Here is a 1,350-nt window from a genome sequence, read left to right as displayed (position 1 = left end):
TGAACCTTCCCCTTGATCGTGGACACCTGGAGACTGGGACCTTGAGGTTCCAGAGGAAGTAGCACCAGGTGGGAAGCAAGTACACGAAGCGGTACACCGAAGAGTTCAAGCGGGACGCGATCGCGCTCGTCGACTCCTCGGGCAAGACGGTCACGGCGGTCGCCCGGGAACTCGGCATCAGCTCCGAGTCTCTGCGCGGCTGGTACCGCAAGGCGAAGGCGGAGCAGGGCGAGGGCACTCCCGGCGAATTGAGTAGTGCCGAGCGCGAGGAGCTCAAGCGGCTGCGGCGGGAGAACCGCGAGCAGCAGCAGACGATCGAGATCCTGAAAAAAGCGACCGCCTTCTTCGTGAAGGAGAACGACCGGTGAGCGAGTTGTGCCGGTTCATCCATGCGGAGAAGGCGAACTACCCGATCGTTCTGTTGTGCCGGGTGCTGCACGTCGCCCGCTCCTCCTACTATGCGTGGCGCGAGGGCGAGGCCGCCCGCCATGCCCGGCAGGCCGCCGACGACGCGCTCGCGCACGAGATCACGGTGCTGCACGTCGCCTCCCGCCACACCTACGGTGTCCCGCGCATCCACGCCGAACTGCGGCGTCTGGGGCGGCGGGTGAACCGCAAGCGCATCGCCCGCGTAATGCGCGAGCGCGACATCCGCGGTGTCACCCGGCGCAAGCGCCGCTCGTTGACCCGGCCCGGCAAGAAGGCGAAGCCGGCCTCTGACCTGATCGGCCGCGACTTCCACGCCGAGCGGCCCGGGATCAAGCTGGTCGGCGACATCACCTACCTGCCCACCGCCGAGGGCTGGCTCTACCTCGCCTGCTGGCTGGACCTGGCCACCCGCGAGGTCGTCGGCTATGCCATGGCTGATCACCACCGCGCAGAACTCGTCGTGGACGCCCTCGACATGGCCTACGGCCGAGGGAACCTGGAACCCGACTGCGTGATCCACAGTGACCGCGGCAGCGAATACACCTCGACCCAATTCATCGACCGAATGAGGGAGTTGGGACTGCGCAACAGCTGCGGACGCACCGGATCATGCTTCGACAACGCGGCCGCGGAGAGTTTCTGGGCCCTGCTCAAGGAAGAGATCGGCACCCGCATCTGGCCCGACCGGGCCACCGCCCGCGCCGAGGTCTTCACCTTCATCGAGACCTTCTACAACCGCCGCCGCCTGCGCAAGCACAAGACCTTCGGCTACCTCACCCCAGCCGAGACCAGGCAGCGGCATCAACACGCCCTCGCGGCATAACCGACGAGTGTCCAAGATCACGGGGAAGCTTCACCCGATCGAGACTCCCGTTCGATGAACACTGCTCAAGATCGGAACGACAACAGCCTCTCATGCCT

The 1,350-nt window shown here is 65.9% G+C and carries 2 protein-coding genes; both read left to right on the top strand.

Annotated features, from left to right (window positions below; genetic code table 11):
* Positions 1-68: 68 nt before the first annotated feature.
* Positions 69-368: a transposase gene (locus tag M2283_RS51540; RefSeq protein WP_046428639.1), complete on the top strand. Its 300-nt coding sequence runs from the start codon at positions 69-71 to the stop codon at positions 366-368.
* Positions 365-1,252 carry an IS3 family transposase gene (locus tag M2283_RS51535; RefSeq protein ID WP_280883570.1) on the top strand — a complete coding sequence of 296 codons (888 nt, stop codon included), beginning with the start codon at positions 365-367 and terminating at the stop codon, positions 1,250-1,252. Before M2283_RS51540 ends, M2283_RS51535 begins: the two co-directional genes overlap by 4 nt.
* Positions 1,253-1,350 lie beyond the last annotated feature (98 nt).

The organism is Streptomyces pseudovenezuelae (assembly GCF_029892565.1).
GTDB classification, from domain to species: Bacteria; Actinomycetota; Actinomycetes; order Streptomycetales; family Streptomycetaceae; genus Streptomyces; species Streptomyces pseudovenezuelae_A.
Note: the sequence above shows the minus strand (reverse complement) of the source record. Positions and strands in the feature narration are given on the sequence as shown.